We start from the raw sequence: 26042 nt of genomic DNA, 5'->3' as shown, positions 1-26042 counted from the left end.
AATTTATCGAATCGAGGCGATCGATTATTTTGTTTTATTGACTGATGATCGATTCTAGGGGACGACCGGTTTTATCGGCGACTCTTTCGGCAATATAGTCATGAATTTCACGAAATTTCGGCATCGCGCGCATTTCTAAACGACTTCTATCCTTGAGAGTTACGACAATATCCCCCCAAATACCAATTCCTCTCGGCATTTTTGCCACTTTTGCCACTTCTGAATAGATAATATCCGTGCGATCGCGTCCCATCCAACCCCCGGTGATCGAAATCCGCCGATCGGTTATCTTATATCTTAACCAGATTGCCCGTACCACTGCCCCAACGGTCAAAGGTAAACAAATCACCGTAAATCCTAGCAGTATATTGATGATTAGGTCGCCGATGTGCGGACCGCCTTCATAAAAAGTTTCTTCTTTAATGCCCATGAATTATATTCGCCTTCACTAACAACTGCTTTAATTCTCGCAAAAAATGTTCATAATTGCACTCGATCGCCCCTGGACGGATAATGATTATCCCTCGCCATCCTGCCGCTATTTCTGGCAATAACTGCCGAATTACCGCTCGTATTTGTCTTTTTAGTCGATTACGAACCACCGCTTTTTTACTAACTTTCTTGCTAATCGAGATACCAAAACGACTGGGGCCGGGGGCATCTGGGCAAGAATCCTCTAAACTAATTAAGGTTAAGTGGGAACCGTGATAACGCCTCCCTTTTCCATAGACAGCTTGAAAATCCTGTCGATGTTTTAAGCGATGAACTTGGGGTAGTCCCACGAAAATTAGTCGGTTCCCAGAATAACCTAAACACTTAAACGATAGCGCCCTCTTTTCCGACGAGCTTTAATGACTTTACGTCCGTTGACGCTACGCATTCTCGCTCTAAATCCAGAAGTGCGCTTCTGTTTGCGCGTGGTTCCTTCTAAAGTACGTTTACTCACTGCCGATTTTCCTCCTTAAGATAGAGTTACTCTATAGATATAAAGACACAATTTTTGATTATAACAAAATTACTAGGAATTGGGAAGCTCATGGTCAAGCTCCGTTTCGGTCGGGATATCTGTAATTGTCTGCTGGTGGCTGAAAAGCGGGAATGGTTAGTCACTAATGGTATTGGGGGTTTTGCTGCGGGAACTGTGGCCGGATTGCTAACTCGCTGTTATCATGGCCTGTTGATCGCTGCTTTGGCTCCACCGACGAAAAGAACGCTGCTAGTGACTAAAATCGATGAATCGGTACAATATAACCAGAAACTTTATCATCTGGCCAGCAATCGCTGGTTAGGTGCTACGATCGAACCGCAAGGCTATATTAATATCGAAAGTTTTCATCTGGAAGGCACAATTCCCGTCTGGACTTTTACCTGCGGGGATGCCTTGCTAGAAAAGCGTATCTGGATGGAACAGGGAGAAAATACCACCTATGCTCGCTACACCTACCTTCGTGGCAATTCTCCCCTAACTCTCAATCTGACTGCTTTTGTCAATTATCGTGATTTTCACGGCAATACCCAGAGTTTTAACTGGCAAATGGATATTAGTCCTCTGGAAAAAGGAGTCAGAGTGATTGCCTATGACCATGCTGTACCTTTTTATCTATTAATCAGTCAGGGACAGGTTTTTCCTGCTCATATCTGGTATTATCGCTTTGATTTGGCCGTGGAACGTTATCGTGGTTTAATCGATCGGGAAAATCATCTCCATGGTGCTAGTTTTTCGGCTACTCTTAAAGTGGGAGAATCGGTGACAATTGCCGCTAGTACCCGTCCCGATCCGAATTTAGACGGTCAATCTTCTCTAGAGTCTCGCTATCGCTACGAGAATAGTCTGATTAATCCCCAGCAGCCACCATGGATTCAACAACTTACCCTCGCTGCCGACCAGTTTATCGTTAGTCGTCCTCTCCGGGATCAACCGGAGGGCAAAACGATAATCGCGGGTTATCCTTGGTTTGGTGATTGGGGTCGCGATACGATGATCTCCCTAAGAGGATTAACTTTGACTACAGGCAGACCTGCGATCGCGCGTCAGATTTTACTAACTTTTTCCCGTTATCTAGACCGGGGTTTATTGCCCAATTTACTGCCCGATGGGGGAGAAATGCCCGAATATAACGCTGTCGATGCTATTCTTTGGTATTTTGAAGCCATTCGTTCCTATTTTAACCAAAGCCAAGATTTTGAGTTTCTGAAAACTATTTATCCCGCTTTAAAGGAAGTGATCGCTTGGTTTCGTCGCGGTACTCGCTACAATATTCACCTAGATGACGATGGTTTGATCTATGCCGGCGAAACGGGAGTACAGTTAACTTGGATGGATGCCAAAGTTGATGATCTGGTGATTACTCCCCGCATCGGCAAACCCGTAGAAATTAATGCCCTTTGGTTCAATGCCCTAAAAATTATGGTTCAATTTGCCCATTATTTGGGCATGGATGCCACTGATTACGAAAAAATGAGAAAAATGACCTTAAAAGGGTTTTCTCGCTTCTGGGATGATTCTCTGGGGTATTGTTACGATGTTTTAGATACGGACAAGGGCAATGATGCCAGTTTACGACCGAATCAACTTTTTGCCGTGTCCTTGTCGGTGGAGGAGTTATTAAATTTCCCACAGAAAAAGGCCATTGTCGATATTTGTACTGTCAAACTGTTGACTTCTCGCGGTTTGCGATCGCTAACTACCGATCATCCCGATTACCGTGGCGTTTACAGTGGCGATCGCCTAAAAAGAGATAGTGCTTACCATCAGGGGACAGTCTGGGGATGGTTATTAGGGGCATTTATCGAAGCCCATCTGAAAGTCTATCGCGATCCTATCCTAGCTGAGAGTTTTTTAACACCGATGATCGACCATCTTCGGGATAGCTGTATCGGTAATTTAAGTGAAATTTTCGATGGTAATGCCCCTTTTACCCCTAGGGGAGCTTTTGCCCAAGCATGGACGGTGGCAGAGGCATTAAGGGTTTGGGAAGCGATCCGAGAATTTCGGCCATAATCCTTTAAAATGAGCAATTGTTAGGTGTGTTAGGCCAGCTAAAAGGCCGACCCTAAAAACCTCAGTTCGATGGTTATAGACAAAACTCTCATGCAGAAACCGCAAGTTATTTTTCTCGATGCTGTGGGGACCATTTTTGGAGTAAAAGGCAGTGTCGGAGCAATTTATAGTCAAATAGCGGCGGATTTTGGGGTAGAAGTGGCGGCCGAGAGACTAGAACAATCTTTCTCGGCTATTTTCCCCACTTCTCCCCCCCTGGCTTTTCCTAAGGTTGAACCGGCACAAATTCCTGAGTTAGAGTATCGCTGGTGGCGATCGCTGACTGGAGCAGTTTTTAATGATTTAGGTTATCTGGAAAGATTTCCCGATTTTGAGGCTTTTTTTGGCGAACTTTACCGTCATTTTGCCACGGCCGAGCCTTGGGGGCTGTACGAGGATGTCATTCCTGCTTTAAGACTCTGGCAGATTCAGGGGATCGAGTTGGGCATTATTTCTAATTTTGATAGTCGTATCTACCAAGTTTTGGCCGAATTAGGCTTAGAATATTTTTTTCGATCGATCACGATTTCTTCTCAGGTAGGAGCAGCTAAACCCGCTCCTGAAATTTTTCAAATCGCCCTGCAAAAACATGATTGTCCTCCCGCACAAGCTTGGCATATTGGCGATAGTAAAAAAGAGGACTACCAAGGGGCAAAAGCCTTGGGTATAGAAGCGTTTTTAATTAAAAGATCCAGAGGGTTTGCTGAATAAATCTAAAAACCTTCTCCCCACTTCCCACTTCCCACTTCCCACTTCCCACTTTCAAGTCAGTGGGGATAGGGGACAGGGAGGGAATACAGACCCTACCAGCTAATACCTAAACCTCGAACTGGTTTAATCCCCATGGAGATTTTAGACCGATTCCTGGGATGGAATGGAAGTAGATTCTGACTGATCAGCGTTAGGATCTGTCTCTTTGGGGGCGGCCACTTTTACCAAAGCATGACGCAGGACCTGTTCTCCGAGAGTGTATCCTCGCACTAACTGCTCGATCACCGTGCCTTCCGGATATTCATCGGTGTACTCCCGCATCATCGCTTCGTGGTGGGTGGGATCAAAGGGTTGACCTTCCGGACGCATGGGGGAAACGCCTAAACGCTTGAGACTCTCTACTAAGGTTTTACAGACCCCTTGGTAACTCCTGTGAATAGCCGTTTCGCCATCATTAGCCGGTTTAATGTGAGTACGAGCGCGCTCAAAATTATCCACCACGCCAAGAATTTCCATCAGGGTTTTGCCCTTGATTTTTGTTTCCAGTTCCTCTTTTTCCTTGGCTGTGCGCTTGCGAAAATTGTCGAACTCGGCCGCTAGAGTGATATAGCGTTTCTTGTAGGCATCAACCTGTTGGGTTTGCTCCTCTAACTGCTGTTTGAGAGTGTCGATTTCCTCTTCTAGAGCATCGATAGTCATTCCGCCTAGGAGGGAAAATTCCTCGCTAGAGGCGGACCTGTCCGTTACCGTTTTGGCTTCATCGGTGACACTGGCTTCTGATTCGGTGCTAAGGGATTCGGGGGAATTAGGAAAGGATTCTTGGTTTTCGTCGAAAATTGTTGAGTTATTCGGTTCTGCACTCATGGTATACAATTATAGTTGGTAATTTGGCGATATATGACCATTTACTGCTAATTTTGGTCTTTAAGTACCAGTTAATAATCAAGGTTCAAGCTTTAATGTAACATTTTGTGGACAAGATGGGTAACTGGATATAAGCGACCCCGATAGATAATCAGTGATCTAGAAAAATTTTTGCTAGAATAAAATTTTATCAGTAAGATTGGGAACATTTAAGGGTAGTGGAGAGGTTAAGAATCGTCTATGACATTTTCTGCCAAGAAAACCCGTGCCGTTGCCCTACGCAATTACTTTTCCCCCTTTGGCAACAAGTTGGTGCAGTCGGGCTATATCGGTGCCGACCAAATGCAACAGGCCCTAGTGGAAACACGGAAATCGGGACGATCGCTAGTAGAAATATTACAACAACTAACCGGGCGCCCTTTGCCCCCAGATTTGCAGCGACAGTATAAGAAAAATCAGTTATTTGAATTAAAAATTCTCTACGGAGTCGAATCGATCGACCCCGAATTAACCGATGTGGATGAAATGGAAATAGCGCGATTGATCGACTCTTTGATTCCGATCGATCTTTGTCGTCGCTATCGTCTCATCCCCCTGCGAAAGATCGAAGGGGAGCCGGCTGCGATTTTGATAGCCATGGTCGATCCCGACAACCTCGAGGCTTCCGACGATATTAACCGCATTCTCCGCCCCAGGGATTTAGGTTTACAGCGTTTGGTGATTACCGGCGAGGACTATGAAAGATTACTGGAAAAATTCCATCGGGCCCAATCGGAACTAGACCAGGAAAAAGCCCGACTGCAAAAAGAAAAAGAACTGGAAAAACTCTCGGATCTGACCGATATTGTCGGCAATATTGAGGTGGCCTCCAGTGCGGCTAACGATGAAGCGGCCGATGATCTCGGGGAAGGGGAGGCTAATCAGGCCCCCGTCATCAACCTGGTCAATAAAATTCTAGCTAAGGCCCTACAGGAAGGATCCTCGGATATTCACATCGAACCCCAAGAAGAATTCCTGAAAATTCGCTTTCGCAAAGATGGAGTTCTTCATCAAGCTTTTGATCCACTGCCGAAAAAAATTACCCCGGCGGTCACTGCCCGTTTTAAAATCATGGCCGATCTCGATATCGCCGAACGTCGTCTTCCCCAAGATGGTAAAATTCGGCGGATCTATCAAGGGCGGAAAGTGGATTTTCGGGTTAATACCCTGCCCAGTCGCTACGGGGAAAAAGTCTGTTTACGGATTCTCGACAACTCGGCCACCCAGTTGGGTTTAGATAAACTAATCACCGATCAAAAAACCCTGCAAATCGTCCGAGATATGGCTAGTCGTCCCTTTGGTCTGTTGCTGGTGACAGGCCCGACCGGTTCGGGGAAATCCACCACTTTATACTCGGTCTTAGCGGAAAGAAATTACCCCGGAGTTAATATTAATACCGCCGAGGACCCGATCGAATATTCTCTACCGGGTATCACCCAGGTGCAGGTAATTCGGGAAAAGGGCATGGATTTCGCCTCGATTCTCCGGGCCTTCCTGCGACAAGATCCGGATGTGATTCTGGTGGGAGAAACTAGGGATAAGGAAACGGCTAAAACAGCGATCGAGGCCGCCCTAACCGGTCACTTGGTCCTAACTACCCTACACACCAACGATGCCGCAGGTGCGATCGCTCGTCTCGACGAGATGGGGGTTGAACCGTTTATGATTTCTGGTTCCCTCTTGGGAGTCTTGGCCCAGCGTCTCGTGCGCCGCGTCTGTACTGAGTGCCGAGTCGCCTATCACCCCGGTCAAGGGGAATTGGCCCGTTTCGGTCTTGCCGCGGCCAATGAACGGGAAGTGACCTTTTATAAGGCTAATACCCTGACCCTAGAGGAAATTCAACAGGCGCGAAAACAGGGTAATCTTTGTCCCAAATGTAGCGGCAGCGGTTATAAAGGTCGCGTCGGGGTCTATGAGGTAATGCAGAATAGTGAACGACTGCAGCAGTTAATTAACCAAGGGGCAACCACCGATCGCATTAAGGAGGCGGCCGTCGACGAGGGCATGGTGACACTCCTCGCCTATAGTTTAAATCTGGTGCGCGAGGGTTACACCACCCTCGAAGAGGTGGAACGGGTGACATTTACCGATTCTGGTCTGGAATCGGAACTAAAAGCCAAACGTAAAAGCGGTTTAATCTGTCGTGGTTGTCGCGCCGAACTACAACCAGAATGGCTCGATTGTCCCTATTGTATGACACCGCGATTTAGTGATTAAGACAGTTTTTCAGTTATCGGTTATCGGTTATCAGTGATCAGATTTGAGTTTTAACTAAGGAGTATTAAGTGAGTAGTCTTAAATAGCACTTTCCTAATGTCTGTTCACTGGTTACTGTTCACTGATTTTACCTTATAGATGGGGTTTAACCTATGGAATTAATGATCGAAGATTTAATGGAACAATTGGTCGAGATGGGCGGTTCCGATATGCACATTCAGTCCGGGGCGCCGGTCTATTTTCGTATTAGTGGCAAACTGTCCCCGATTAATGAAGAATCTTTAACCCCGCAAGATTGTCAGAAATTGATTTTTAGTATGCTCAATAATACCCAAAGAAAAGAGTTAGAGCAGAATTGGGAATTAGACTGTTCCTACGGGGTGAAGGGATTGGCAAGATTTAGGGTCAATGTTTATAAAGAAAGGGGGGCTTATGCCGCTTGTTTAAGGGCTTTGTCCTCTAAAATTCCTAACTTTGAACAATTAAATTTACCAGCAATAGTCCGAGAATTATCGGAAAGACCGAGGGGATTAATTCTCGTAACTGGGCAAACAGGTTCAGGTAAAACTACCACTTTAGCGGCAATTTTAGACTTAATTAATAGAACCAGATCTGAACATATTTTAACTGTAGAAGACCCAATTGAATACGTTTTTCCTAATATAAAAAGCCTGTTTCACCAACGACAAAAAGGAGAAGATACCAAGAGTTTTGCTAACGCTTTAAGGGCAGCTTTGCGGGAAGATCCTGATATTATCCTTGTGGGAGAAATGCGGGATTTAGAAACAATTAGTTTGGCGATCACGGCGGCAGAAACCGGTCACTTAGTCTTGGGAACCCTACACACTAGCTCGGCAGCGGGAACAGTGGATCGGATTATTGACGTTTTCCCCGCTAACCAACAGGCACAAATTCGCGCCATGTTATCCAACTCTTTACTAGCAGTTTTTAGTCAAAACCTAGTCAAGAAAAAAAATCCTAAACCGGGGGAATTTGGCCGGGCAATGGTACAGGAAATCATGGTGGTAACTCCAGCGATTGCCAACCTAATTCGCGAAGGAAAAGCCCCCCAAATCTACTCAGCCATTCAAACGGGAATGAAGTTAGGAATGCAAACCATGGAACAGGGATTAGCTAATTTAGTTGTTAGGGGTGTTGTCTCTTTGGAAGAGGCAATTTCTAAAAGTGGTAAACCCGATGAATTACAACGTCTGGTCGCTGGGGCCAGCGTTAACGCTAAAGCCCGGATTTAATAACAAATAGTAACCTTTAAGCGTTCGTCAGCCCCTATCAGTTATCAGTGAACAGTAATCAGTGAAAAGAAAGTACCGAAGTTTTCACTTAACACTATCTACCCACTTAAAACTCCAATCTGATAACTGATAACTGATAACTGATAACTGATAACTGATAACTGATAACTGATAACTGATAACTGATAACTGATTTGTCCTATGCCTACTTTTGTCGCACAAGTTAAAAACAGATATGGAAAAGTTTTCCAAGAGAAAATTGAGGCCATGTCTCCCGAGCAGGCCCGGAGGATACTGAAGACAAAATATGCTGCCGTCGGTAAAATCAAAAAACTGGGGGGAGAGATCGATCTTTCCAGTTTAGAGTTGATGTTCTCCAGCATTTCCATCAAAGATAAAGCGGTTTTTTCCCGTCAATTTTCGGTGATGATTAATGCTGGTGTGGCGATTGTGAGATGTTTGGGAGTTTTGGGGGATCAATGCGGTAATCCCAAGATGAAAAAAGCCCTACAAGCGATTAGTGCTGAGGTACAGCAAGGCAGTCCGTTATCGGAAGCGATGGCCAAACATCCCGAATGTTTTGATGAACTTTATATCAGTATGATCGAAGCTGGAGAGACGGGGGGGGTACTTGATGAAGTGCTGAACCGTCTCTCGAAACTTTTGGAAGATATGGCCCGCTTGAAAAACCAGATTAAATCAGCGATGACCTATCCGGTAGCGGTGGGAATTTTGGCGATAATTGTGTTTTTCGGGATGACCATCTTTTTAATTCCCGTGTTTGCCAAAATTTTCACCGATTTAAACGTGCCACTACCAGCTTTAACGCAATTTATGCTCTTTTTAAGTGGTGTGATGCGTAGTTGGTTGATTTTAATTCCGATTGTCACCATTACTGCCACGGTTTTTTTACTGCGTCGCTATTACAAAACCCCGATGGGTCGTCTGCAAATTGACCGGTTTTTCCTTAAAATGCCTCTTTTTGGTGATTTGAATGAAAAATCAGCTGTGGCTAGATTTTGCCGGGTTTTTGGGACTCTGACCCGTTCTGGTGTCCCGATTTTGAGTTCCCTTGATATCGTTTGTAATACGGTGGGGAATCAGGTAATTGCCAATGCGATCTCTGGTGCCAAGGCGGAAATTCAGCAGGGGGGAATGATGAGTTTGGCTCTACAAAAAGCCAATGTTTTCCCAGCTTTGGCAATTCAAATGATTAGTATTGGGGAGGAAACGGGAGAATTAGATGCCATGATGATGAAAGTGGCGGATTTCTACGAAGATGAGGTGGAACAGGCCGTTAAAGCTTTAACCAGTATCATTGAACCCTTGATGATGGTCGGTATTGCCGGGATGGTGGGAACTATTCTTTTGTCTATGTACTTGCCCATGTTTAAAATCTTCGATGCCTTGGGATAAGTTTAGAGGAATGAGGACAGGCAACTTTTTGCCGCAAACCCTAGTTAAGTCCCTAAAATCAAGCGCTGACGGTGAAAATTAAGCAGCGAAATTTCTTGGCCAGAAACCCGTTCTAACATCTCGACGATATGATCGGGCTGCAGTAAAGTGCCATCATTGCGACAACTGCCCACATAGCACAAAACGGCTTCTTTGTCAACAGTTTTTAACTCTAATTCATATAATTGTTCTCGCAGATTAATCGTGACTTTTTTGCCGGATTTGGTGGTTTTTTCCCGTTCCATCACCGTTGCTTGCTTAATTGCCTCGAGCCAATTTTGCCACTGTTGGCAGTCAATTCCCTCGCTATTAAAAGTGAGCAAATACTCGGCTTTTTCTAACAAACGGGTGGCAGCAGGAGCATTTAAGGGAATTTCTTCCACCTGATAAACCGGCAAATCTGCGGGTAATTGCGCGCTTAACTGTTGTTTAAAAGTCTCTAAATCGATTACTTTTGTCAATTCAAAATCGACAATCTCACCGCTACTGGTTGCTCCCAAGGATAAAGCATTAGCGATCGAAATGCGCGGACCGGGGTGAAATCCACCAGTAAAGGAAATAGGAATAGCAGCCCGACGGACGACGCGATCAAATAAACGCACCAGATCCAAGTGGCTAACTAGGGCCATTTCGCCAATTTTGCCAAACCAAACCCGAATTCTTTGGGCGCGTTCTTGATTGGGTTGAAAATGTCCGGCAAAAGCGGGAATCGCAGGCGCTTCAATGACGATATTATGGCCAAAATCGACGCTACAAACGCCACAATGGGAACAACCCTCAAAAGAACAATCGGGAACCGTTGCCGCGTCTAGGGCGCGTTTTAAGTCCTCCTCTAGCCATTTTTTATCGATACCGGTATCCAGATGATCCCAGGGCAAAGGACGCTCTAAAATATCTTTGTCTGTATCGGCAAAAATATTCCATTCTCCCTGTTCTACCTGACGATATTTCCAAGTTAAACCGGATTCTTCGATCGCCTGTGACCATGCTTGATAGGCTTTTTCTGTATTATCCCACCAAGCATCCATCCCCGCTCCCAATTGCCAAGCACGCAGCACCACTTTCCCTAAACTTCTGTCACCGCGACCGATAAAATCTTCCATGGCCGAGATGCGGACATCGGTATAATTGACTTTTACCCCTCTCATACCCTGGAATTCCTGTTTTAATAACTCCTGTTTGCGGATAAATTCGGCCGTGGAGACGGAATGCCACTGGAAGGGGGTATGGGGTTTAGGCGTAAAATTCGAGATAGTTAGGGTAAAATCGAGGGGTTTCCGCTTCGGTAAACGACATTCCCGACGCAACCAGCGCACCGTTTCCACGATACCGATGACATCCACATCGGTTTCCCCCGGCAAACCGATCATAAAATAGAGTTTGACCTTATCCCAACCCTGTTCGACGGCAGTTTTTATCCCTCTGAGTAATTCTTCGTTGGTTAACCCTTTGTTAATTACATCGCGCATTCGTTGGGTTCCCGCTTCCGGTGCAAAGGTTAAACCCGATTGACGATTGCCCCCAATTATGTTAGCAATATTTTCGTCAAAGCGATCGACTCTTTGACTGGGTAAGGATAGAGATATATTCTCATTCTGGAGACGGTTTTTAATCTCCATACCCACGGCAGGTAAAGCTAGATAATCGGAGCAACTGAGAGATAATAAGGAAAATTCGTTATATCCTGTCGCTCGCATTCCTTTTTCAATCGATTCGATGACTGCTTCCGGTTGCACATCCCGCGCGGGACGGGTTAACATCCCCGGTTGACAAAAACGACATCCCCGAGTGCAACCGCGACGAATTTCCACCACCAGGCGATCGTGAACCGTTTCCACGAAGGGAACTAAACCGATAGAATAGGCTGGGATAGGAGTGGCTACCCGGCGTAAAATTCTTTGCGGTACATCGTCACGATTGGGGATAACTGCACCGATTGGGGTGACATCGTAGAAACGGGGGACATATACCCCCGGAATTTGGGCTAAATCTAGTAATAGTTCTTCTTTGCTTAGATTAGCTAGTTTACCTTCTTCTAAAATTAAACCGATTTCTGGCAATAATTCTTCGCCATCACCGAGGGCGATAAAATCAAAAAAGTCGGCGTAGGGTTCGGGGTTAGAGGTGGCAGTTTGTCCCCCAGCAAAAATTAGCGGATAGTTACCCGAGTCTCTTGCTCTCCAAGTCAAGGGAATTGCCGCTAGGTCGAGCATTTCTAAAATATTGGTGGCTCCTAGCTCGTAACTGAGACTAAAACCCAGAATATCAAAATCGGTGAGGCAACGACGGGATTCTAGGGCAAATAGGGGGGTTTTTGTCTGTTTGAGTTTTTGGGCTAAATCCGGTGCGGGTAGATAAGTGCGATCGCAAAGTTGGCGGGGTTGAGCATTGAGGATATTGTAGAGGATAATATGGCCGAGGTTAGATGCCCCCACTTCGTACACTTCCGGATAGGTTAACACCCAACGAACCACAGCACTTGCCCATTCTTTATGTTTAGCACCTAACTCGTTGCCCAAATAACGCGCCGGTCGAAAAATGTCGGGGGTGAGCAGTTGGTCTAAAGCAATAGTCACGGCAATCTACCTCAGATAGCGTCAGCAATGGGTGCTTTTCTACTATAGCAGCCAGAATCGAGTCAGTTATCAGTTATCAGTTATCAGTTATCAGTTATCAGTTATCAGAGTTCAGTTCACTGATTACTGTTTACTGTTCACTGAAAATACTTCCCACTTCCCCATCTCCCTAAAATTCCAGAGGTTATAAGATAATTAAGCGATGATTAAAGAACCGTTAATTGAATTGAGAGGAGTATCGAAAAGATTCGGGGATAATGTTATTCTCGACGGATTAGATTTAACCATTTATCGAGGGGAGGCCCTAGTAATTATCGGTCCGTCGGGAACGGGAAAATCGACGGTTTTACGGTTAATTGCGGGATTAACGGGGATAAATGGCGGAGAAATTCGTATTAAAGGTCAATTGCGTCAGGGATTGCTAGAAGATGGTCGAGAAGCGATGCGAACTTCCTTGGTTTTTCAACAAACGGCCCTGTTTGATTCTCTCACCGTCGGGGAAAATGTCGGTTTTTATCTTTATGAACAAACTAAGTTAAAAAAAGCCAGAATTAGGGAATTAGTGGAAAAAAGCCTGGAAATGGTCGGTTTACAGGGAATTAGTGACCTTTATCCTTCGGAACTATCGGGGGGAATGCGTAAACGGGTGGCTTTTGCCCGCGCTATTATCACTAATCCCGATAATCTGGCTGATAATCCTGAATTACTGCTGTATGATGAACCTACCGCCGGATTAGACCCGATAGCTTCCACAATTATCGAGGATCTAGTGCGGACTCTCCATGAAAAATCGGGGTCTGCGAACACTTATGTGATGGTTTCTCACCAACAAAGTACCATCCGACGCACCGCCGATCGAGTAGTATTTCTCTATCAGGGAAAAGTGCAATGGCAGGGATTAGTGGCAGATATCGATCGTACCGATCATCCCATGATCCGGCAATTTTTTAGCGCCAGCATTGAAGGCCCGATTAGGACAATCGTTTAAGCTAGATTAAGCTAAATTAAGAACTATCGAGAATGAGAGAAAAATCATGCAGAGTTCGCGAGCTTTACGGGAAGGAAGACTGGGTTTATTTGCCCTAGGCGGATTATTGGTCTTTGGGGCGCTCGCTATCTGGGTTCGCGGGGGAGGATTTGGTCAAAGAACCTATCAATTAATCTTCGAGTTTGCTGACGTGGAAGGGTTACAAGTCGGGGCGCCGGTACGTTTTCGCGGGGTGAGAGTGGGAAGAATTACGAGTTTTATCCCGGGGAGTAATCAAGTGGAAGTTATTGCCGAAATCGCTTCTGCTACCTTAGTTATGCCTAGGAAGGTAACTGTTACTACCAATCTTTCCGGATTAATTGGGGAGGCAGCCATCGATATTACTCCCTTAGTTTCTTTAAGTGCTGAGGCCAAAAATCTCGACCCTCTGGGTCTCGACTGTGATCAACAGCTAATTCTCTGCAATAATAGCCGTTTACAGGGGACAACAGGAACACAATTAATGTCTAGTGTTGGTCGTTTAGTGGATACTTTTACCAGTCCTGAATTTGTGGGTAATCTCAATGATGTCACCAAAAATACCGCTATAGCAGCCAAAAAAATCGCCCGTTTATCCGATGATACCTCCCAGACTATCCGTAATGCTCAAAGAGAACTCTCTCGTCTATCCTTGGAATTAGCTGCCACCAGTCGCTCGGTCACTAATACAGCTAATAATGCCTCCCGTTTTATCAATACTTTAGATAGTACCGTGCAGGAAAACCGCAGTCAAATCAGCAGAACTTTTCAACAATCTTCCCAATTAGTCGCTAATATCAATGCTGTTCTCAGCGAAAATCGCGGACAAATTGTTGATACTCTCGGTAATATTAATCAAGCTAGTTTAGGTATTGGTAGTCTCGCTAATAATCTCAATAATACCGCCCTGAGGTTGAATGCAGGTTTAGATGAAATTGATACTAAACAAGTAATGCAAAATATCGAGACTATTTTAAATAATGCGGTGGAAACATCGAATAATTTACGAGAAATTACTAAAACTATTAACGATCCTGCTACAATAGTCGTACTGCAAAAAACTCTTGAATCCGCTAGGGTGACTTTTGAAAATACTCAAAAAATCACCTCCGATATCGATGAGTTAATCGGTGATCCCCAATTTCGCGAGAATTTAAGACGTTTAATTGATGGCTTAAGTAATCTGCTTTCTTCTGGGGAACAATTAGAATATAATTTGCGTATCGCTCAAACTTTAGATACCATGACTCAAGAGTTAGCTAAACAAAAAGTTTTGACCATCTCTCGACCTTTAAATCCTCAGCAAATGCAACTCTATCCCCAAGTTATCGTTCAACAAACCCCCACCGGTGAAAAATGACAAAACAGCACAATTCAATAGATTTTCATGGATCATTCAACAGTAATCAGTGAACTGAAAACTCACATCTGATAACTGATAACTGATAACTGATAACTGATAATAATATGTCGAAATCAATTTGTATTACTCTTGGAACTCGTCCTGAAGCGATTAAATTAGCTACCGTTATTCGTGCTTTTCAAGAATCGGAACAGTTTCAAACCCATGTAATTCTGACGGGACAGCATAAAGAAATGGTAGCGCAGGTGATGGAATTATTTGCTTTAAAAGCAGATGAAAATCTCGATATTATGCAAACTCGTCAAACTTTAACCGATATTACTTGCCGTAGTTTACGGGGTTTAGAAACAGTTTTTGAGCGCATAAAACCAGATTTAATTATTGTGCAAGGTGATACTACCACTGCTTTTGCTGCTGCTTTAGCGGCTTTTTATCAACAAATTCCTATCGCTCATGTGGAAGCAGGATTAAGAACTAATGATATCTATAATCCCTATCCCGAAGAAGCTAATCGCCGCCTAATTTCTCAACTGACGACCCTACATTTTGCTCCCACTACTTTAGCCGTAGAAAATTTACAAAAATCTGGGGTTACGGGCAATATTCACCACACCGGTAATACAGTTATTGATGCTTTATTAACCGTAGCAAAAACCGCACCAGAATGTCAAATAGCGGGCTTGAATTGGTCAGATTATCGGGTTTTATTAGCCACGGTTCACCGCCGGGAAAATTGGGGCGAACCGTTACAGGATATTATCAAAGGATTCACTTTGTTACTAGAAAAATATGCCGATACAGCCCTATTATTACCCCTGCATCGCAATCCTACTGTCCGAGAACCAATTCAGTCCGCTTTGGGCAATCATCCCAGGGTATTTTTAACCGAACCTCTCGATTATGCCGAGTTAGTGGGGGCGATTCAACGCTGTTATTTATTATTAACTGATTCTGGGGGCATTCAAGAAGAAGCCCCCAGTTTAGGAAAACCTGTTTTAGTATTGCGAGAAACCACAGAAAGACCGGAAGCAGTACAAGCGGGAACCGCAAAATTAATTGGGACTAATCCAGGGCAAATTTTAGCCGCAGCGGGAGAATTATTAAGGGATAAAATCGCCTATGATCGTATGGCTAATGCCATTAATCCTTTTGGAGATGGACAAGCATCCCAAAGAATTCTCCAAATCGTCCAAGATTTTTTGGCTTAATCTATGACTACTTGGTTGGGTATCGACCCCGGATTAGCGATTGTCGGTTGGGCTATTCTCCGGGATAATGGTGAGTTAATGCCGATTTTAGTCGATTACGGCACGATCGAAACTTCTAAAAATCTTTCTACTGCCCAGCGTTTGATTGAAATTGAACGGGATTTAAAGGAGTTAATCGCAGAATATAAACCGGGGGAAATTGCCGTAGAAATGCCCTTTTTTAACCGGCAAATCAAGGCAGCTGGTGGAGTCCTGCAAGCATTGGGAATTATCAATCTGGTTAGCTGCCGCGATGGGGGAATTGAACCGATTTTCCTCCATCAAGCTAGTTGGAAATGTCATCTGGGCCATGGTAGGGCCACTAAAGCGGAGGTGGCCGAACAAATTAAGTATTTATTCGGATTGACAAAAATGCCCATTAATGATGCTGTAGATGCTATAGCGATCGCCTATGCCGCTTTTAGTGGCGTTCGCAATCAAATCTCTTGAAGCAATTTGACCCAATTGGTCAAAAAATTTAGCTGACAACTAAAAGCCATCTTTGGATTTACTATAATGGGGCTTGACAGGTGGTATCAGTTATATCACCATAAGCGAATGCGTAATACCCGTCCTATATCTTGGATTAAAGCGGCACGGAAAGATTTTCAAAAGTTTCCCAAGGAAGCCCAAGAAATTGTACTTGACGCTTTAACTATTGCAGCAGAAGGGGCAAAATCATCCCTAACCAAGCCTTTTAAGGGGATAGGTTCTGGTGTGTTCGAGATTGCTCTACCTTTCAAGGGGGATGCCTATCGAACTATTTAGGGTTTGCTGAATAATGGTAAAAACCTTACAGGAAAGGGCTTTTAGCTTGATTGAGAGCTTCCCAAATGCACTTAAATCTGCTAGAATCTCTTAAAACCCTTGCATCACCCTTGCATCACCCTTGCATCTTCTCTAATTAGTGCTAATGTACCGTAAAAGCGAGTTACCCTCAACCCCACCAGAAAACTTCGAGCTGCCCTTTGAGGGGAAATTATCCCAAGACAATCGTTGGGTAATTATGGCCAACCTCATTCCCTGGTCAGAATTTGAAGCGGAATACGCATCACTTTTTTCAGAAGAAATGGGCACACCCGCCAAAACATTCAGGACAGCACTCGGAGCATTAATTATTAAAGAAAAATTAGGAACAAGCGATAGAGAAACGGTAGAACAAATCAAAGAAAATCCTTATTTACAATACTTCTTGGGGTTTTCATCCTACAGCAATGAACCCCGGTTTGAAGCGTCAATGTTGGTTCACTTTCGAGAAAGAATCACTCTGGAACTAATTAATAAAGTGAATCGCTTTATGGTCAAAAATTCGAGAGAAATAAAAGAAGAAGAAAACACCGAAAAAAAGTTAGAGAGCGAAACCCAAAGTCAACCAGAAAATCGAGGTAAATTAATTTTAGATGCCAGTTGTGCGCCCGCAGATATTAGTTATCCTACGGATTTAAACCTGTTAAATCAAGGAAGAAAACAAACCGAAAAAATTATTGATATTCTCTATGAAACTTTAAAAGGAAAACTTGTTCAAAAACCGAGAACCTATCGTCTCCTAGCCAGAAAAAGTTATTTAGAAGTAGCAAAAAAAAGAAAACCTACCGTCAAACAAAGACGAAAAGCTCTGAAAAGACAACTGCAATATCTAAAAAGAAATCTCGACCATATTGAACAACTTTTAGCAGAAGGAGCCTCGCTACAAAGCTTGAAAAAAAGAGACTATAAACTGTTATTAGTAGTCACAGAAGTTTATCGCCAACAACTCTGGATGTACCAAAATAACAAACAGAGTATTGAAGACAGAATTGTCAGCTTAACTCAACCCCATATCCGTCCGATAGTCAGAGGAAAAGCTGGAAAACCCGTAGAATTTGGGGCTAAATTCTCAGCAAGCTGTATAGATGGTTACATATTTTTAGACCGGATTAGTTGGGATAACTTTAATGAATCGGGAGATTTAAAAGCACAAATAGAAGCTTATTATGACTATACAGGATACTATCCAGAATCAGTTCATGTGGACAAAATTTATCGAACCAGAGAAAACCGAGCTTGGTGTAAAGAAAGGGGAATCAGAATCAGTGGTCCCCCATTAGGAAGACCAGCCAAAAATGTTAGTAAAGAACAAAAGAAACAAGCTACCGATGATGAGAGGATTCGGAATTGTATAGAGGGCAAATTTGGACAGGGGAAAAGAAGATTTAGCTTAGGTAAAGTGATGGCTAAACTTCCTCATACTTCCTTTTCAGCGATTGCTATTACTTTTTTAGTCATGAATCTTTCTAACCTGTTGAGGCAGGTTTTTTGGGCTTTTTTATGTCTGAAATGGAAAAACAGCACTTTTTCTCGGTCAATGATTAGGATAAGTTATAACTTAAAAATTAATCAACAACTAAAGCTTATGCTTGTAGCTAAGTGAAATCATTGATTAAGAGACCTGTACTTTTCAATGACTTTTTCAGCAGACCCTATTTATGCTGTCCAGTTAGGTGAGGCTATCTGGGTGATTCATGCCTTCCAGAAAAAATCCCCAAAAGGGATCAAAACACCACAGCAAGAAGTCGAAGTTATCAAAGCACGGCTCAAGCGATTGAAGGAGGAACTCTCATGAGTGAAGAACAATTTGAACTGGTACAAGGTAGCGGGAATGTGTACCGCGATTTTGGCGATGTAGATGCGGACGTGCGACAAGCGAAAGCACTGCTTGCTGCTGAAATTATCAAGGTTCTGGAGAAGGAAGACTTATCAACCCGCGATGCTCAAGTGCGAACTGGAATTAATCACAGTGAATTTGTTCAGATTCGCCATGCTAATTTGGAACGCTTTACTATTGACCGTTTGATATCAATTTTGGGTCGTCTCAATCAACAGGTTGAAATTACTATTACGACCTATCCAAGACCGACTGATTCTTCACCAATGGCATCCTAACTGTAATTGAGTGTGGGTCGATGGGAACGACCGCGCCACCAAGCTAGTAGGGTACTAGCGATAAAAATACTCGAATAGGCCCCCGCTACGAAACCAATAATTAAAGCTAGGGCAAAATATTTTAAGGTCGTGCCACCAAAGAGAAAAATCGCCACCAGAGGCAATAAAGTGGTCAGGGTGGTATTAATCGAACGAGTTAGGGTTTGACTCACCGCATTATCGACAATTTCATCCACGGATAATTCGGGGGTATTAGCAAAATTTTCCCGGACGCGATCATAAATTACCACTGTGTCATTAACAGAAAAGCCCACAATTGTCAAGAGGGAAACCAAAAATAAACTATCCACTTCTACCCCCGCAATTAAGCCTAAAACCGCAAAGACCCCTAAAGTGATCAAAACGTCGTGCAGCAGGGCGACAATGGCAAAAAAAGCGTAATCCCGTTGAAAACGGAAGCTTAGATAGACGGCAATGCCAAAAAATGACACTAATAAAGCTAAAAATCCCGACCTAAATAATTCTTGACCGATGGTGGGCCCGACGGTATCAATTTGACCGGTTTCGGGGTCAAAGGTGCCAATTTTCTGATTTAAGGTGTCGAGTAATTTTGTTCTCTGTTCTTCTGCCAGGGTTTTAGTCCGCACCGATAAAGTATATTTATCCAACACCTGCACACTACTGTTACCCAATCCTTCGTCTTCTAAAATTGCTTGCACTTCGGCAGTAGTTAAGGGTTTCTCACAGGTATTCTTTTTAGCACAGGCTAATTCTATCTGAATTCTCGTGCCACCAACAAAATCTAAACTCGGTCGCAAAGGCGCTTGAATAGTGAACCAAGAAATCACCATGGCCAAAATACTACCAATCGTCAGCAAGGCCGAGACTGTCCACCAAAAATTACGCTGTTTTGTAACGTTAAATGCCATATCGATTAAGTAAAAAGGAAAAAGGAAAAAGGAAAAAGGAAAAAAGGGATTTGGGGAGTGGGGAGATTTTTCAGTTATCAGTAAGCAGTAATCAGTGGGGAAGTGGGGAAGTGGGGAAGTGGGGAAGTGGGGAAGTTGTCTCATCACCCTATCACCCCAAAACCCTATCACCCTATCACCCTATCTCCTCCTGACGACCGACTCCTGACTCCTGACTCCTGATAACTGATAACTGATAACTGATAACTGATAACTGATTATTGATTTGTCGGTAAATTAGGGCAGAAAAGTTGGGGTTTTTGACGGACGCTGGGGACGTTTAAAACAGTGATTAACAGGAGAGTGCGACTACAGGTTAAAGCGGTAAACATACTCACAGCTACCCCAATGGCTAAAGTTAAAGCAAAACCCTTGACTAATCCCGAACCCAACCAAAATAAGGCAGCACAGGCGATTAAAGTAGTGACATTACTATCAAGAATACTGGAAAAAGCCCGATAAAATCCCGACTCTACTGCCCGAAATAGGGATTTTCCGGCCCTTAATTCTTCCCGGGTACGCTCAAAAATAAGTACATTTGCATCAACTGCCATGCCGATACTGAGGATAAACCCAGCAATACCGGGTAACGTCATCGTGACTCCCACTAAGGCAAAAGCTCCCAGAGCAAGGATAGTATAGATAATCAGGGAAATATCGGCAATAATCCCGGGTAAACGGTAATAGACCGCCATAAAGATTAAAACTAACAGTAAACCCACTAAACCAGCGTAGATACTGCGACGGATGCTATCCTGCCCTAAAGTTGCCCCGACGGTGCGAATTTCTTCCACTTTGACGGGGAAAGGTAGGGAACCACCGCGCAATTGAATCGCTAGATCGTTGGCAGTTTCGGCGGTAAAATTACCAGTAATCACGGCCCGGCCTCCTGTAATTCCCGTTTGGGCAAACTGCACATCGACTACAGGGGCGCTAATTAATTCATTATCGAGGAAAATCCCAATACTGCGACCAGTACCCGCAATCACTTTAGTCAGTTCGGCAAATTTATTGCCCCCTTCCGAGTCGAAAGTAATGGCCACTTCCCAGTTAGTGCCTTGGGTGGAACTAATAGTGGCATTTTGCAGATTTTTTCCGGTTAAGTCCACCGATTCAAATAAATTTAAAATTGCCTCTTGAGATTTTTGCAGAGATTGTTCTAGTTCGGCAATTTTAGCGGCATTTTCGGGTTTATTCTCAGTTTTGAGGGCGGCTAATTCCGCTTTTTTTTGTTGAAAAATCGAGTATTCAGCCCGGAATTCTCCTTCTGTACCTTGTTTTTGCTGACGAAATTCTAATTGGGCCTGAACATTTAGGTTTCTCTCAGCTTCTTTGGGATTTGTAACCCCTGGTAGTTGCACGATTACCTGATTTTTACTGTCCACAGTCTGCACTAATGATTCAGAAACACCGAGGGCATTAACGCGATTTTCAATCACATTTTGTACGGCTTTTAAATCATTAGGTTGAATGGTTTTGACGGTTTCAGTGGGTTTAACCTGAATGGTTAATTGACTACCACCGCGCAAGTCCAAACCTAATTGTAGGGGTAACTTAATCAGGATGATGATCGAGGCAACAACTAGGCCGATGATCAGTAACAATAACCAATTTTGTCTCTGCATAACTTCAGTATCAAAAGGAGAATTTTTTAAATGCGATCACCGACCATTTTTTGGACAGCTTCGACAATTTGATTAGGTTGAATAATCGTCAATCTTTCTAGATTACCGTTATAAGGTGTGGGGATATCTTGGGAAGATAATCTTAACACGGGGGCATCCAATTCATCGAATAACTGCTCATTAATTAAAGCAATTAACTCAGAAGCAATTCCCGCAGTTTTCATACATTCTTCCACGATAATCACCCTGTGAGTCTTGCGAATCGAAGCGGCAATCGTCTCCATATCAAAGGGTTTCAGGGAAATTAAATCGATAATTTCTGGATCATAGCCATCTTTTTCTAACTGTTTTAATGCCTGTAAACAGTGATGACGCATCCGCGAATAGGTGAGAATGGTGATATCTTCTCCCTTGCGAACGATTTCGGCTTTATCGAGCGGTAAAAGATACTCGGTATCAGGTAAATTTTCCTTGAGATTATAGAGAAGAACGTGTTCAAAGAAAAGCACGGGGTTATTATCTCTAATCGCCGATTTTAATAAACCTTTGGCATTGTAGGGAGTGGAACAAGCGACAATTTTTAGGCCTGGTACTGCGTGAAAATAGGCCTCTAAACGTTGGGAATGTTCCGCCCCTAATTGTCTGCCCACACCCCCCGGACCGCGGATAACCATAGGGATTTTAAAATTACCGCCAGAAGTATAACGTAACATCCCGGCATTGTTGGCAATTTGGTTAAAGGCAAGCAGAAGAAAACCCATATTCATGCCTTCAATAATCGGACGTAATCCCGTCATGGCTGCCCCCACTGCCATGCCCGTAAAACTATTTTCAGCGATGGGAGTATCTAAAACCCTTAAATCGCCATATTTTTTGTAGAGATCTTTGGTAACTTTGTAGGAACCGCCGTAATGTCCCACATCTTCACCCAAAACAAATACTGTCTGGTCCTGGCCCATTTCCTCATCGATCGCCTGTCGCAAAGCATTAAATAATAGGGTTTCTGCCATATCAAGTCCCCGCTTACAATTCGGTCATCTTATCACTAAACTTATTATCTTACCCCTTTTCTGGCCCGAAGGGAGTGGGAGGTTCTGACAGGTGTAGGTTTATTACAAAGAGGTGAGCAGTCATACCAAATCCGTTTTTAATAGTGTGATTAACTCTCAAGTTATGAATTGTTTCTACCGACACCCCACACCCCACTATCCTATACTTTTTAAACAGGATTTAGTCTCACACACTCAGGGTGAGACTATCAAGCTAGAGATTTAGAGGAGCCTCGTGAAAGGCAATGCTGAAAAACAAATATCTCAAGCAGTGGTCGTGCATAGTTTCAGACGAGGCAAGAGGCACTCTTGCAAAAGGCAAAACACTGGCCTGCTTAACCCAGAGCTTGCCGAACGCCTTTGGTTAACTATGGCTGTAGCCACTCTCTGGATGGTTATGCTGGGTGGAGAAGCAGAAAATCAATTTCCGAAGTGCCAATTTGTCGCAACTTCCCCCCCCAACATACTGTCTTTAGAAAAACTCTCCATCTCAAACCCTTAGGTCAGATTTCTGGTTTTCTGCTGGGTTCTATTACCCTAATTGCTGATTTACTAAAAGGTTTGTCGATTCACCTTCATCGTTGGAGTTCTTTCCCTCCTACCCTCGTTAATGCTTTTTACCACTCCCGTTCCTCTTAGTTGTAAAATACTTACATCTGTCAGCCTCTCCCCTCTCCCCACTTCCCCATACCGTTGAAACAGGATTTAGTATTACCGGTGACAGCAGCTACCCAGTTCTTTTTGTTATTTGTTATCCTGATTGTTAACAATTTGTAATCTTTGGGAAAGTTCCTCAATACTGCATGGTCGTCTCTGCTACAATTCCACCCCTAGCTCAAGATACCCTCGCCCTGAAAGCGGTGTGGGCAAATATTGGCTATGATAGTTGTCCCCACCATTACAATTTCCATCTTCACACCCATTGTTCCGATGGTCAAATGAGTCCCCAAGACTTGATGAGACAAGCTTTAGACATCGGACTAAAAGGATTAGCAATTACCGATCATCACTCGATCGAAGGTTATCGACAAGCGCAAATTTGGCTGGAAAATCAGCATTTAAAGAGTTCTCCACCCCATCTCTGGACAGGGGTAGAAATTACGGCGAATCTCTTAGAGACAGAAGTGCATATTCTTGGCTATGGTTTCGATCCCGCTCACACCCTCTTGACTCCCTATCTGCAAAGAACCAAACCGGAAGGAGATCTCGCTTTGGCCTCTAGAGTCATTACAAGTTTACAGCAAGCGGGGGCTTTAGTGGTTCTGGCCCATCCCTTTCGTTATCATCGTCCCGCAGCTGATTTAGTGGCGGCGGCGGTAGAATTGGGTATTGATGGGATTGAGGCTTTTTATGCCTACGGCAATCCCAAACCCTGGCTACCCAGTCAACGGGAAACCGAACAAGCTCTCGCTCTTAGTCGTCAATATCAATTATTCGCCACCTGTAGCACCGATTCCCACGGTAAATCTTTATTACAGCGCATTTAGCCTGATCGCAGGATTAACTGTAAAATACCTAAATTGACTAAACTCGATCCCTGCTCGATCGAGTGTTAGTTTTTTATGGCCAAAAACAGGGAAGTGGGGAAGTGGGGAAATGGGGAAGTGGGGAAATGGGGGAATGGGGAATTTCAACTAAAACCCTAACACCCTAACACCCTAACACCCTAACATCCCAACACCCCAACACCCCAACACCCCAACACTCTGAATGAAAGATTTATTCCTTTACACCTGCTGGTTAATTCCCATTTATGGCTTAATTGGTTCGATTTTAACCCTACCTTGGTCTTTAGGCATTATTAGTCGGACCGGTCCGCGGCCGGCAGCTTATATTAACCTATTGATGACCGTCTTAGGGTTAATACACGGATCGATCGCTTTTAATCAAATTTGGCATCGAGAGACGATTAAACTGGCTTTTGAATGGGTAAAAGTGGCCGATCTTAGTTTATCCCTTTCGATCGAACTTTCTCCCGTCAGTTTAGGGACGCTGGAAGTGATTACCCTCATCAGTCTCTTGGCCCAAATCTATGCCCTTGGCTACATGGAAAAGGATTGGTCTTTGGCGAGATTTTATGGCTTAATGGGCTTTTTTGAGGCAGCTTTAGGAGGAATTGCCCTGAGTGACTCCCTACTATTCAGTTACGCCTTCCTAGAGATGTTAACGGTCTCTACCTATCTCCTCGTCGGTTTTTGGTATGCCCAACCTTTGGTCGTAACCGCGGCCCGAGATGCCTTTTTAACCAAGCGCGTCGGCGATATTATTTTATTGATGGGGTTGGTGGCTCTGTCCAGTTACGGGGAGGGATTGAGTTTTTCTCAGTTAGAAAATTGGGCGGTAAATAACCCTGTACCGCCTCTGACGGCGACTTTATTAGGATTAGCCCTTATTGCCGGTCCAACGGGTAAATGCGCCCAATTTCCCCTGAATTTGTGGCTAGATGAGGCGATGGAGGGACCCAATCCAGCCGGAATCCTGCGGAACTCGATCGTGGTTTCGGCGGGGGCCTATGTTTTAATTAAGCTGCAGCCGGTATTTACCCTATCTCCGATCGCTGCTGATGTTTTAATAGTGTTGGGGACAATGACGGCAATTGGTACTTCTCTGATGGCCTTGTCCCAAATTGATATTAAACGGGTTTTATGCCACTCCACCAGCGCCTATCTCGGTTTGGTCTTTATTGCGGTGGGATTAGGTCATGTGGATATCGCCTTACTAATTTTATTCTCCCATGCGGTGGCAAAAGCCTTATTGTTTATGAGCGCAGGAGCCTTAATTCTCACCACCAGTAACCAAAATATCACGGAAATGGGGGGAATTTGGGCAAGAATGCCGGCTACAACCATGGCTTTTTTAGGAGGTTCCGCAGGGATGACGGTTTTAATGCCCCTAGGGATGTTTTGGACGTTAAAACGGTGGTTAAGTGGCGAATGGGCGATTCCTTGGTGGTTATTAGCGGTTTTAATCTTTGTTAATTGTCTTAGCATCGTCAATCTTACTCGGGTCTTTCGTTTAGTCTTTTTGGGACAAACCCAAAGTAAGACCCATCGCACCCCGGAAGTGGCCTGGCCGATGGCTTTGCCCATGGTATCGTTGATTTTAATCGTTTTATTGGCCCCGATTATTCCCCTACGTTGGGATTTTTGGCTATCTTTCACCAATCCTCTCGTTAATAACCAGAGTTTTACTATTGTCTGGGGTTTTCCCTTACTGATAGCCTCTGGGGTAATTGGCCTAGTTATTGGGTTAATGGTAGAGTTAAGACGAGCTTGGGCGAGACCAACTGGGTTAATACTGCGATTCCTGCAAGATTTGTTCGCTTATGACTTCTATCTCGATCGCATCTATCAGTTTACCGTGGTTTTAGCGGTGGGCAGCCTGTCAAAAATTACCGCTTGGCTCGATCGTTATATTATTGATGGTCTGGTTAATTTGGTCAGTTTAGCGACGATTTTTAGCGGCAGTGCCTTAAAGTATAATGTTTCTGGTCAATCACAGTTTTATGTTTTGACTATTCTTTTGGGAATAGGGGGATTAATCTGGCTCTTATTAAACGGTCAATGGTCACTGATAACTGATTATTGGTCATCCCTGTGGACTCATTGAACCTCTGTGTATCGCTCCCTAGTCTTCCGGTCGCGGACTAGGGAAGAGGAAAGCAGCCTGGTGAATAGGCTCGACGGGGACAGACGGTTAAAATCCGT

General features: G+C 44.0%; 26 protein-coding genes. 17 read left to right on the top strand and 9 right to left on the bottom strand.

Features of this window, described 5'->3' with window-relative positions:
* Positions 1-34 precede the first annotated feature (34 nt).
* The 3 genes from B5D77_RS20560 to rpmH are packed head-to-tail and all read right to left on the bottom strand — an operon-like array spanning position 35 to position 946.
* On the bottom strand, positions 35-430 hold the full coding sequence (locus tag B5D77_RS20560) for a PH domain-containing protein (protein WP_002763099.1): 396 nt from the start codon (positions 428-430) through the stop codon (positions 35-37).
* On the bottom strand, positions 420-782 hold the full coding sequence (rnpA, locus tag B5D77_RS20555) for a ribonuclease P protein component (protein WP_106909552.1): 363 nt from the start codon (positions 780-782) through the stop codon (positions 420-422). Before rnpA ends, B5D77_RS20560 begins: the two co-directional genes overlap by 11 nt.
* 26 nt (positions 783-808) lie before the next feature.
* Positions 809-946, bottom strand: coding sequence for a 50S ribosomal protein L34 (gene rpmH / locus B5D77_RS20550; RefSeq protein ID WP_002739276.1), 138 nt, complete (start codon positions 944-946; stop codon positions 809-811).
* Between the two features lie 90 nt (positions 947-1036).
* Here rpmH and B5D77_RS20545 point away from each other — a divergent pair, with 90 nt between their 5' ends.
* Positions 1037-3001: an amylo-alpha-1,6-glucosidase gene (locus tag B5D77_RS20545; RefSeq protein ID WP_106909551.1), complete on the top strand. Its 1965-nt coding sequence runs from the start codon at positions 1037-1039 to the stop codon at positions 2999-3001.
* Positions 3002-3091: 90 nt separating this feature from the next.
* Positions 3092-3751: an HAD-IA family hydrolase gene (locus B5D77_RS20540; RefSeq protein ID WP_106909550.1), complete on the top strand. Its 660-nt coding sequence runs from the start codon at positions 3092-3094 to the stop codon at positions 3749-3751.
* A gap of 141 nt (positions 3752-3892) precedes the next feature.
* Here B5D77_RS20540 and grpE read toward each other — a convergent pair whose 3' ends face one another.
* Complete coding sequence (grpE, locus tag B5D77_RS20535) at positions 3893-4615, bottom strand: nucleotide exchange factor GrpE (RefSeq protein WP_106909549.1); 723 nt, start codon at positions 4613-4615, stop codon at positions 3893-3895.
* Between the two features lie 240 nt (positions 4616-4855).
* Between grpE and B5D77_RS20530 the strand changes: the two genes are divergently transcribed.
* Both B5D77_RS20530 and B5D77_RS20525 read left to right on the top strand, forming a co-directional pair.
* Positions 4856-6871 carry a GspE/PulE family protein gene (locus tag B5D77_RS20530; protein WP_008196489.1) on the top strand — a complete coding sequence of 672 codons (2016 nt, stop codon included), beginning with the start codon at positions 4856-4858 and terminating at the stop codon, positions 6869-6871.
* A gap of 152 nt (positions 6872-7023) precedes the next feature.
* Positions 7024-8124 carry a type IV pilus twitching motility protein PilT gene (locus tag B5D77_RS20525; protein WP_008196492.1) on the top strand — a complete coding sequence of 367 codons (1101 nt, stop codon included), beginning with the start codon at positions 7024-7026 and terminating at the stop codon, positions 8122-8124.
* Between the two features lie 98 nt (positions 8125-8222).
* On the opposite strand, the gene B5D77_RS25980 is transcribed toward B5D77_RS20525, so the two are convergent.
* Positions 8223-8393, bottom strand: coding sequence for a hypothetical protein (locus tag B5D77_RS25980; RefSeq protein WP_159036980.1), 171 nt, complete (start codon positions 8391-8393; stop codon positions 8223-8225).
* Between B5D77_RS25980 and B5D77_RS20520 the strand changes: the two genes are divergently transcribed.
* The gene (locus B5D77_RS20520; RefSeq protein ID WP_008196494.1) at positions 8326-9540 is read left to right on the top strand and encodes a type II secretion system F family protein; all 1215 of its coding nucleotides are present in this window, start codon (positions 8326-8328) and stop codon (positions 9538-9540) included. The two genes, B5D77_RS25980 and B5D77_RS20520, sit on opposite strands and share 68 nt — an antisense overlap.
* 44 nt (positions 9541-9584) lie before the next feature.
* Here the strand turns inward: B5D77_RS20520 and B5D77_RS20515 are convergent, their stop codons facing one another.
* A complete protein-coding gene (locus tag B5D77_RS20515) occupies positions 9585-12155 on the bottom strand; it encodes a TIGR03960 family B12-binding radical SAM protein (protein WP_008196496.1) in 2571 nt (856 codons plus the stop codon).
* A gap of 31 nt (positions 12156-12186) precedes the next feature.
* On the opposite strand from B5D77_RS20515, the gene B5D77_RS26740 reads away from it, so the two are divergent.
* The 9 genes from B5D77_RS26740 to B5D77_RS20475 all read left to right on the top strand — a co-directional run bounded on the left by B5D77_RS26740 (position 12187) and on the right by B5D77_RS20475 (position 18693).
* The gene (locus tag B5D77_RS26740; protein ID WP_216644833.1) at positions 12187-12345 is read left to right on the top strand and encodes a hypothetical protein; all 159 of its coding nucleotides are present in this window, start codon (positions 12187-12189) and stop codon (positions 12343-12345) included.
* A gap of 15 nt (positions 12346-12360) precedes the next feature.
* Positions 12361-13143 carry an ABC transporter ATP-binding protein gene (locus tag B5D77_RS20510; RefSeq protein WP_149978782.1) on the top strand — a complete coding sequence of 261 codons (783 nt, stop codon included), beginning with the start codon at positions 12361-12363 and terminating at the stop codon, positions 13141-13143.
* Positions 13144-13189: 46 nt separating this feature from the next.
* On the top strand, positions 13190-14521 hold the full coding sequence (locus tag B5D77_RS20505; protein WP_008196499.1) for an MlaD family protein: 1332 nt from the start codon (positions 13190-13192) through the stop codon (positions 14519-14521).
* A gap of 107 nt (positions 14522-14628) precedes the next feature.
* Complete coding sequence (gene wecB, locus B5D77_RS20500; protein WP_106909547.1) at positions 14629-15732, top strand: non-hydrolyzing UDP-N-acetylglucosamine 2-epimerase; 1104 nt, start codon at positions 14629-14631, stop codon at positions 15730-15732.
* Between the two features lie 3 nt (positions 15733-15735).
* Positions 15736-16221 (top strand): crossover junction endodeoxyribonuclease RuvC, encoded by a 486-nt coding sequence (locus tag B5D77_RS20495; RefSeq protein WP_008196503.1) that lies wholly within the window; start codon positions 15736-15738, stop codon positions 16219-16221.
* Positions 16222-16287: 66 nt separating this feature from the next.
* Entirely contained in the window at positions 16288-16539 is a 252-nt protein-coding gene (locus B5D77_RS20490) for a type II toxin-antitoxin system RelE/ParE family toxin (RefSeq protein ID WP_254052995.1), read from the top strand.
* Between the two features lie 145 nt (positions 16540-16684).
* Positions 16685-18181, top strand: coding sequence for an IS5-like element ISMae6 family transposase (locus tag B5D77_RS20485; protein ID WP_046660474.1), 1497 nt, complete (start codon positions 16685-16687; stop codon positions 18179-18181).
* Between the two features lie 30 nt (positions 18182-18211).
* Positions 18212-18373: a type II toxin-antitoxin system RelE/ParE family toxin gene (locus B5D77_RS20480; RefSeq protein WP_254052994.1), complete on the top strand. Its 162-nt coding sequence runs from the start codon at positions 18212-18214 to the stop codon at positions 18371-18373.
* Positions 18370-18693, top strand: a complete 324-nt coding sequence (locus B5D77_RS20475; RefSeq protein WP_008196506.1) for a helix-turn-helix transcriptional regulator — start codon at positions 18370-18372, stop codon at positions 18691-18693. The genes B5D77_RS20480 and B5D77_RS20475 overlap by 4 nt, the downstream gene beginning before the upstream one ends.
* On the opposite strand, the gene secF is transcribed toward B5D77_RS20475, so the two are convergent.
* From secF to B5D77_RS20455, 3 genes are all read right to left on the bottom strand, one after another.
* Complete coding sequence (secF, locus tag B5D77_RS20470) at positions 18690-19622, bottom strand: protein translocase subunit SecF (protein ID WP_106909546.1); 933 nt, start codon at positions 19620-19622, stop codon at positions 18690-18692. The genes B5D77_RS20475 and secF overlap by 4 nt on opposite strands.
* A 257-nt stretch (positions 19623-19879) precedes the next feature.
* Positions 19880-21286 carry a protein translocase subunit SecD gene (gene secD / locus B5D77_RS20460; protein ID WP_106909544.1) on the bottom strand — a complete coding sequence of 469 codons (1407 nt, stop codon included), beginning with the start codon at positions 21284-21286 and terminating at the stop codon, positions 19880-19882.
* Between the two features lie 26 nt (positions 21287-21312).
* A complete protein-coding gene (locus B5D77_RS20455) occupies positions 21313-22296 on the bottom strand; it encodes an alpha-ketoacid dehydrogenase subunit beta (protein ID WP_008196512.1) in 984 nt (327 codons plus the stop codon).
* A gap of 399 nt (positions 22297-22695) precedes the next feature.
* Here B5D77_RS20455 and B5D77_RS20450 point away from each other — a divergent pair, with 399 nt between their 5' ends.
* The 3 genes from B5D77_RS20450 to B5D77_RS20440 all read left to right on the top strand — a co-directional run bounded on the left by B5D77_RS20450 (position 22696) and on the right by B5D77_RS20440 (position 25944).
* Positions 22696-22974, top strand: coding sequence for a transposase (locus tag B5D77_RS20450; RefSeq protein ID WP_253860510.1), 279 nt, complete (start codon positions 22696-22698; stop codon positions 22972-22974).
* A gap of 164 nt (positions 22975-23138) precedes the next feature.
* Positions 23139-23822 carry a PHP domain-containing protein gene (locus B5D77_RS20445; protein WP_008196516.1) on the top strand — a complete coding sequence of 228 codons (684 nt, stop codon included), beginning with the start codon at positions 23139-23141 and terminating at the stop codon, positions 23820-23822.
* A gap of 223 nt (positions 23823-24045) precedes the next feature.
* Complete coding sequence (locus tag B5D77_RS20440; protein ID WP_008196518.1) at positions 24046-25944, top strand: NAD(P)H-quinone oxidoreductase subunit F; 1899 nt, start codon at positions 24046-24048, stop codon at positions 25942-25944.
* Positions 25945-26042: the final 98 nt, after the last annotated feature.

The organism is Microcystis sp. MC19, from assembly GCF_003019735.1.
Taxonomy (GTDB): Bacteria; Cyanobacteriota; Cyanobacteriia; order Cyanobacteriales; family Microcystaceae; genus Microcystis.
Note: the sequence above shows the minus strand (reverse complement) of the source record. Positions and strands in the feature narration are given on the sequence as shown.

Coding starts and splice junctions, on each gene's coding strand:
- wecB (WP_106909547.1), top strand. CDS start 14,629: ATGTCGAAATCAATTTGTATTACTCTTGGAACTCGTCCTGAAGCGATT.
- B5D77_RS20445 (WP_008196516.1), top strand. CDS start 23,139: ATGGTCGTCTCTGCTACAATTCCACCCCTAGCTCAAGATACCCTCGCC.
- B5D77_RS20490 (WP_254052995.1), top strand. CDS start 16,288: ATGGGGCTTGACAGGTGGTATCAGTTATATCACCATAAGCGAATGCGT.
- B5D77_RS20495 (WP_008196503.1), top strand. CDS start 15,736: ATGACTACTTGGTTGGGTATCGACCCCGGATTAGCGATTGTCGGTTGG.
- B5D77_RS20540 (WP_106909550.1), top strand. CDS start 3,092: ATGCAGAAACCGCAAGTTATTTTTCTCGATGCTGTGGGGACCATTTTT.
- grpE (WP_106909549.1), bottom strand. CDS start 4,615: ATGAGTGCAGAACCGAATAACTCAACAATTTTCGACGAAAACCAAGAA.
- B5D77_RS20440 (WP_008196518.1), top strand. CDS start 24,046: ATGAAAGATTTATTCCTTTACACCTGCTGGTTAATTCCCATTTATGGC.
- B5D77_RS25980 (WP_159036980.1), bottom strand. CDS start 8,393: ATGGCCTCAATTTTCTCTTGGAAAACTTTTCCATATCTGTTTTTAACT.
- B5D77_RS20560 (WP_002763099.1), bottom strand. CDS start 430: ATGGGCATTAAAGAAGAAACTTTTTATGAAGGCGGTCCGCACATCGGC.
- secF (WP_106909546.1), bottom strand. CDS start 19,622: ATGGCATTTAACGTTACAAAACAGCGTAATTTTTGGTGGACAGTCTCG.
- B5D77_RS20475 (WP_008196506.1), top strand. CDS start 18,370: ATGAGTGAAGAACAATTTGAACTGGTACAAGGTAGCGGGAATGTGTAC.
- B5D77_RS20455 (WP_008196512.1), bottom strand. CDS start 22,296: ATGGCAGAAACCCTATTATTTAATGCTTTGCGACAGGCGATCGATGAG.
- B5D77_RS20520 (WP_008196494.1), top strand. CDS start 8,326: ATGCCTACTTTTGTCGCACAAGTTAAAAACAGATATGGAAAAGTTTTC.
- B5D77_RS20480 (WP_254052994.1), top strand. CDS start 18,212: ATGACTTTTTCAGCAGACCCTATTTATGCTGTCCAGTTAGGTGAGGCT.
- B5D77_RS20530 (WP_008196489.1), top strand. CDS start 4,856: ATGACATTTTCTGCCAAGAAAACCCGTGCCGTTGCCCTACGCAATTAC.
- B5D77_RS20545 (WP_106909551.1), top strand. CDS start 1,037: ATGGTCAAGCTCCGTTTCGGTCGGGATATCTGTAATTGTCTGCTGGTG.
- B5D77_RS20485 (WP_046660474.1), top strand. CDS start 16,685: ATGTACCGTAAAAGCGAGTTACCCTCAACCCCACCAGAAAACTTCGAG.
- B5D77_RS20525 (WP_008196492.1), top strand. CDS start 7,024: ATGGAATTAATGATCGAAGATTTAATGGAACAATTGGTCGAGATGGGC.
- B5D77_RS20505 (WP_008196499.1), top strand. CDS start 13,190: ATGCAGAGTTCGCGAGCTTTACGGGAAGGAAGACTGGGTTTATTTGCC.
- secD (WP_106909544.1), bottom strand. CDS start 21,286: ATGCAGAGACAAAATTGGTTATTGTTACTGATCATCGGCCTAGTTGTT.